This is a genomic window from Bacillus sp. S4 (assembly GCF_040838205.1).
GTDB classification, from domain to species: domain Bacteria; phylum Bacillota; class Bacilli; order Bacillales; family Bacillaceae_G; genus Bacillus_A; species Bacillus_A cereus_U.
Genome location: NZ_JBFPJI010000177.1, coordinates 1 through 6699, shown reverse-complemented (window position 1 = coordinate 6699; position 6699 = coordinate 1). Strand labels below are relative to the sequence as shown.

Sequence of the window (6699 nt, the reverse complement as noted above, 5' to 3'; positions counted from 1 at the left end):
TTTTCATTTTGTTAACATAATATTTTTACTGTATTCTGCAATAAGTACCTGCGCATGAGCATTCCCTTGAATAATATCACGGAATTCTTTCAAAGAATACAGATGTGTAGCCCCTTTTCGAGCATGAATCCGCACTGGTACACCTTGTAAAGTATCATGAAACTGGAATGGACTATCTATCGGTTCAATTGGAAAACCGAGTGTAAGTAAATACATATACATTCTTTTTGTAACTGCTGCAATATACCATTCCGCTTTCGTCTCTAACGCATGCATAAATAAAATAGCTGCCAGCCTTTTGAAATGTCCTCTCCCCCGAGACGTTTTCGCAATACTTAACTTTCCTATTTCATACACATTTTTCAAATCTTTCACTAAATCATTTTTAGAAAACGGATAGAAAAACTCAGAATTTGATTGTTCAGGTACTGTAAACTTAATACATTCTACTGTACCAATATGATGTTCATCTTCTATTAATAAAAATCGTGATGGATTTAAATTACGTTCTACAAACATTAAGTTTCTTTCTTCACAAAAATCTCCCCACAGTTGCTCGAACCAAAAATGTTCTTCCTTTGTTTGAACACGCTGGAACATATTTACCCGCCTTTCCCATCGCCGTTCTGTTTTTGATAACGCTTTCACTTACTATCATATAAGAACAAATCTTCGTATGCAACTAAAAATATTTATGTCTTATTATATTCTGCAAATTGAATTAAATTCCTATTTCACACTCTTTTCCCCCGCATGTACCATTTCTTACTTTCTTATACAATCATACATACAAAGAAAGTTAATTGCTCCAATGAAAAATGTTTATCCTTTCAAGTTCGACCCACGTTATGCTTCTTTCCTTATGGCATATAATTCTTCTTAACCTAAAGAAATCCTTCATTAAAAAGGATTCCTTTTACATTTTATTACTTTTTAACCATTTCTCAAAAATTTGAATCATCCCATGCTTCCCAGCCAACTTCTCTTCTCCTTGTTTCGTTTTATATGGATATAGTTGTAAAAACACTCCACAACCAGATTCAATTTTTTTACTATGCATATGGCTACCTGGATATACACAAATCACTTCATAAATCGCTCTTCGCTTAAAAATTCGTTTGCCATTCTGTTCTTCTACATACTTAATGGACCAGTATTTATACATTTGCTCAGTTGCTTTCGTATTACCGACAGGCTGAAAAATATTGTACATAGGGCTGTATTTCACTTCGATAATAATAGAAGATTTATATACATACTTTTCTTCTTCCTTTACATAACAATCTAAACGAATATCCGGCTTCTTTGTGTCCTCTCCGTTATAAAAATTACTTCCTTTGCTTAGTGCGATAAGAGGGTGTGTTTCAATTAAATCATTAAACGCGACGTGCACTTTTATATCATCTCGATGTAATATCACTGTCGTTCCATCTTGTAATCCGTCTAAATAAAAATGTTCTTGTATTTGTTCACGGATAGGATTCTTATCTTCAAATCCGATTTGTTCTAATATAGAAATAACGATAAAAAAAGCGTAATACTCATACACTAAAAACGTTGGTTTATATACGAATAATAAAGATGGGGGTTGCTCTGTATGTTGCGGTAACAATTCTAAATGGTAGATTAATTGTTGATGCGGTATAGATAAAGTGTTCGAATTAATGGTAGCTGTTTCAGAAACTTCCCTCCAAAATGGAGAATACAATAAATTTCGAAAGTATTGCACACTTTCATATACGATATGAGCTAATATTTTATATTCTTGTATTTTCACAGAACTTTTCCGTAAATCTGCTTCTTTCAGTAAATGTAAATTTCTATATTTTTGTTTTTCCCTATCCGTCACGGATCCATTTCGTTCAATCGTTTTCATAATTGTTTTAACAGCTTGAAATTCATCTGACTTTTTCTTCTTTTCTCCTTCTAGTATTTCAATAGTTTTACGTACAAAACTTTCTGCTTCAAGTAAATAATAATAGAATTGCATCGTTTTAAATTTAAGAAATGCATTTTCAATACTATTTTTTTTCTCCTTAAATTTACGGTTGTAATATTTCGCATAAAGCTTTCTTTCTGTCATAATGGCAGTTTTTCTCGTTGTCTTCCGCTCTTTCGTTTCCCATTCATATTCGTGTACAAATTCCGCATTCGATTCTACTTTCTTAAAAATTTGTTTTATTCTTTTCATTTTTTGTGGCAACTTTCTTAACAGTACCAAATAAGAAGAATCTTCAATATCGCTAAGTGCTGAGAAAGTTTTCTTGTAATAACCTCTATCTAAAATTAACTCGTTTAAAATTGACTTCACATAATCTTGAATCATTTCAAATTGGTCATCAAAAAAGTTTTTAGGAACAACTTGAAACGCACCATAATAAGTTCTATCTTCTATACGCACTTCAAAATGGTATAAGCCACAGCGCCACGGATAAAAAAATTCAGTTTTTCCATGTTCATACACTAATACTCTTTGTTTTTTTTCATTTAATTCATATTGTGACTCTTTTATATTCTTTTGTCCCTCATATACTTTATTCCATATGAATGTAATATCCATTGGATTTTGATAATGGAAATGCAATTTCAGTGGTTTTAATTCCTGTACTTTATAAATACATTGAACTAATGCTGTAGTAGACGTACAAAGCCGGTTTAAAAGGATAAAATCGCCTTTCCCCTCAGTACCAATAATTAGCTTCAATACAAACGGGAGCGTTTCTTTCGTATCGACGATTGCTGTTTCATAACGCTCCTCATTTTGCATAGCCATACAGCTCCAGTTCTCTACGCTTTTGTCTTATATAAGCTAAAGAATGTTCAAATGTAGATACACGATTTGCAAGCGGAGACTGTAAAAGTGGTATCAATGTCGCTCCCCTTTTTGCTTCTTCAGAAAGTAGAGAGCCCACTGTCATTTCTGTCCCCCTTAATTTCGTTAATACACGTTGCTTTATTTGCAAATCAAAACCTTCTTCCCTGCTAATCATATAGGATTGATTATTTTGGAACGGTATATTTTGCAAATACGTAGCGATTGCGCTTGCACATCGGAAAGAAATTCCTTTTGATATATCGTGTGATGATAATACATCATGTAACTTATCCAATAACTCTAATTCCTCTTCAGTAAACACTTCGATCATCTCTTTATTCCTAAACCAATTGAGTCGAAATTCTCCCGTTGTTACTTTCAGCGGGGGTTGCTGAACAACTTTCTCATGTTCTATACTCATCTCGCAAAACGGAATTTTTTGTAATGTAATCAAATTTGTTCGATCTAATAATCGATCGGAAAGCTCTTTCGTCGTTTCATCAAAATTTACAGTGCCTACGAAAATAATATTCTCACCAATTTCCACTGAAGGTGGAATTTGATTTTCTATTTCTTGTACTTTCTCATACAAACTCAAAATACGATTTTTCTTTTCAAGTTGAAGAACAGATAGAAACGGAGTAAACCAATGCTCAATATGTGACATGTTCATTTCATCGAATACAATTATATACAACTGATTTGGGTTTTCTTTAGCCTTTAACAATGTCCGAACTAACTTCGTTTCACTTTCAATAAAATTACCATTCGGATGAAGGTAACCGAGAATATCATGTGGTTCTTGATACGATGGTGAAATCGGAATCCAAATTAATTCTTCACCATAACGTAACCCAAGTGCTTCTGCATAAGCTTGCACAAAGCGTGATTTCCCAACACCTGGTATACCACCAACAATTGTTAACATATTGGTTTTAATACTAATGTGAAAATTATATATATCTGTATCATCCAAATATAGCCCTTTATTACGAACCATACTTCGTACATACTGCAAAAAAGAGGATTCACGCTCATCCCATTCCCAGTCCTCCTTTTGCATTTTAATATCTTCTACTTCAACTAACTTACCTTCTTCAACAATTCGTTTATTTAGTTGGGCATACACATTTTCACTTACAAAATATAAATGATCATCTACTGCTATTTCTACATGTTTCATCCACTCGTTTATTTCAATATATTTACATTCTTTTCTTTGCTCAAAATATGAAATTGAACTTATTGATGATTTTAACGATAAATTTCCATATAGCCTTCCTTCATGCCACAATAATTCTGGAGGCTCAAAGTCTTTTGGTAATTTAGGCATAAGAAATGATAAGTAACCGTTGCCTAACTTCCGTTCCAAAGACGCTCTCTTTTTATAATTTGAGACCTTTGGTGAAGGAATCAATTTATATGAAGATGCTATTTCCCGAGGCTCTTCTGTGCATATTAATTCCAGTAATAAATTTCCACGATCATAATAAAGACGAAACATAACCAGTTGCTTTTCTAATTTACGCTTCTTTAAATCAGTAAAGATTTTTTCATTCTTTTTATTACTGCATAATCCTTCAAATAAATATTTTCCAGTCGGAAATAACTCTTGTAAAGTTAAAGGTATTGGAGAAAGACATTGTACAAAGAAATTTTCCCCATTCTTCTCTCCCTCAGCTTTTGCAAACTTCCCAATAAACCTCATATAATACATTCGCTTTATAAAACTTGGATGAAGAGCTTTATGTAACTTCAACGTAGTCACCTTCTTTTTTTCATACTATTCTTAGTGTATGAACTACAATCTAAAACTAGAAATAAAAAACCTGACGTCATCCGTCAGGTTCAAAATTAAAACGTATATTAATGAGAAGGAAATGCTTTTTTTTCTTGTAAAATGGCATTATGAGCGATTTTCATTTTAGCAAGTACGTACCGTAATCGATCTTCGGCATTTTCATCTTTATTTTGCTGCAAACTCGCCAAATTCTCTACAGAACTCGCTAAATTTTCAATCACGCCTCGAAGTTCAGGATGATGATTAAAAAAAGATTCTTGTACTAATACTTTCCTTAAATCACTAGCTAAATCCATAATTCTAGACAACTGTTCTTTTTCCTCCATTTTCATCCCTCCTGAATATCTTATGTATTAAATATTCTCTAGACAAGGAAAAAAGCCCTTTAAATTAAAAGGACTTTTACATTTTTATATTTCCTGTCAGTAACATATAAAGTGATGTGATAGCTGCAATAACAATTGCCCACATCACATATCTCTCTATACCTACAAAACAACGATTCCCTTTTTCTTTTCTTGCAAAAACGTACACGATAATCCCGATTCCATATACAATTGAAACAAGTAATAAATTCTTTAAACCAGCTGCATAAATGAGCCATACAGAATATACACAAGCAATTAAAGCTAATAAGCCATTTTTTACTCTCGCAACTTTCAGCTCTTTCGTAATGACTAATTTCAATTGAAATAGCGCTGATAATAAATACGGTAATAAAATTGATGTTGACGCAATAAAATACATAATTTGATATGTCGATTCTGAAAACAGAACGATTATAAATATAATTTGGGCAACGATATTTGAAATCCATAATGCCATATGCGGCGTTTGCTTCTTATTTGTTTTCGTAAAGACTTTCGGAAACACGCCATCTTTTCCTGCTACATGCGAAATTTCAGAAACAAGTAAAAACCAACCAATCAATGTCCCTACAAGTGAAGCAACTAAACCGATGTTAATCGCAACTGCCCCCCATGGTCCAACAACATGTTCTAATACATGTCCCATTGAAGGAGTTTCTAAAACCGAAAGTTCATTTCTCGTCATAGCTCCCATTGACAGAACAGAAATTAAAATATAAATAGACATAACTAAAATTAACCCAAGTACTGTCGCTTTTCCAACATCTCTGCTATTTTTAGCTCTTCCTGATAATACAACTGCTCCTTCAACCCCAATGAACACCCAAAGAGTTACAAGCATTGTATTTTTCACTTGACCTAGTACAGAGGAAACTGAGATTGTTCCTTCGCCCCAAAAGTCATGTGTAAATGTATCCCAGCGAAACGCCGTTACCATCACAACAATAAATAATAAGATCGGAACCAATTTCCCAATTGTTGCGATAACATTCATAATGGAAGCTTCACGAATTCCAAATAATATAAGAAAATGAAGTGACCATAATAAAAGAGAGGCACCAATGATAGACGCAGCATTATTTCCTCCTTTAAAAATCGGGAAGAAATAACCTAATGTACTAAACAGTAACATAATTGTTGCGACATTTCCTAAAATCCCTGCCAGCCAGTACCCCCACGCACTGTTAAAACCAATATATTCACCGAAACCAGCTCGTGCATAACTATAAATTCCGCCCTCAAGCTCCGGTTTTTGTCTTGCTAACGTTTGATATACGAGCGCAAGCGGAATCATTCCCATCGCTGTAATACACCAACCAATTATTGTTGCACCACTATTTGCTCCTACTGCTAAATCATGCGGTAAACTAAAAACACCGCCACCAACCATTGTTCCAACTACTAATGCGATTAACGGAAAAAACCCTAACTTCTTTTCTATTTGTACCACCCCATCTGTCATTCTAGGTGTTATGTTCGTTCAACTATTAAAGTCACCTTTTCTCTAATAGACGTTTCTCTTATATTTTTTCAGGAAAACATTACTTATTCTAAAATAAAATGAAGAAAAATGGAATACTTTTTTGAAAAAATGTATAAGTATGCACAAAAAATCCGTTCATTTTGTAATGAACGGTTATTTCAAACATATAAAGTTGTATATTTCTTGTAAAATCAACGAAGTAAATTCTCTTTTTGTAAAAATTGTCTTGCTA

Annotated in this window: 5 protein-coding genes; all 5 read right to left on the bottom strand. The window is 33.2% G+C overall.

Going from position 1 to position 6699, the window contains the following annotated elements; translation table 11 throughout:
* Nucleotides 1–3 precede the first annotated feature (3 nt).
* The 5 genes from AB3X48_RS15365 to AB3X48_RS15345 all read right to left on the bottom strand — a co-directional run bounded on the left by AB3X48_RS15365 (nucleotide 4) and on the right by AB3X48_RS15345 (nucleotide 6446).
* Nucleotides 4–600 carry a hypothetical protein gene (locus AB3X48_RS15365; protein WP_002157977.1) on the bottom strand — a complete coding sequence of 199 codons (597 nt, stop codon included), beginning with the start codon at nucleotides 598–600 and terminating at the stop codon, nucleotides 4–6.
* Nucleotides 601–916: 316 nt separating this feature from the next.
* The gene (locus AB3X48_RS15360; RefSeq protein ID WP_016104753.1) at nucleotides 917–2767 is read right to left on the bottom strand and encodes a hypothetical protein; all 1851 of its coding nucleotides are present in this window, start codon (nucleotides 2765–2767) and stop codon (nucleotides 917–919) included.
* A complete protein-coding gene (locus AB3X48_RS15355; protein ID WP_016104752.1) occupies nucleotides 2757–4574 on the bottom strand; it encodes a DUF8727 domain-containing protein in 1818 nt (605 codons plus the stop codon). The genes AB3X48_RS15360 and AB3X48_RS15355 overlap by 11 nt, the downstream gene beginning before the upstream one ends.
* Before the next feature lie 107 nt (nucleotides 4575–4681).
* Entirely contained in the window at nucleotides 4682–4942 is a 261-nt protein-coding gene (locus tag AB3X48_RS15350) for a hypothetical protein (protein WP_002085825.1), read from the bottom strand.
* 76 nt (nucleotides 4943–5018) lie between these two features.
* Nucleotides 5019–6446, bottom strand: a complete 1428-nt coding sequence (locus AB3X48_RS15345) for a basic amino acid/polyamine antiporter (RefSeq protein ID WP_002157980.1) — start codon at nucleotides 6444–6446, stop codon at nucleotides 5019–5021.
* Nucleotides 6447–6699: the final 253 nt, after the last annotated feature.

Excerpts from the sequence above, each read along its gene's own strand:
- AB3X48_RS15365 (WP_002157977.1), bottom strand. The coding sequence starts at position 600 with ATGTTCCAGCGTGTTCAAACAAAGGAAGAACATTTTTGGTTCGAGCAA.
- AB3X48_RS15360 (WP_016104753.1), bottom strand. The coding sequence starts at position 2,767 with ATGCAAAATGAGGAGCGTTATGAAACAGCAATCGTCGATACGAAAGAA.
- AB3X48_RS15350 (WP_002085825.1), bottom strand. The coding sequence starts at position 4,942 with ATGGAGGAAAAAGAACAGTTGTCTAGAATTATGGATTTAGCTAGTGAT.
- AB3X48_RS15345 (WP_002157980.1), bottom strand. The coding sequence starts at position 6,446 with ATGACAGATGGGGTGGTACAAATAGAAAAGAAGTTAGGGTTTTTTCCG.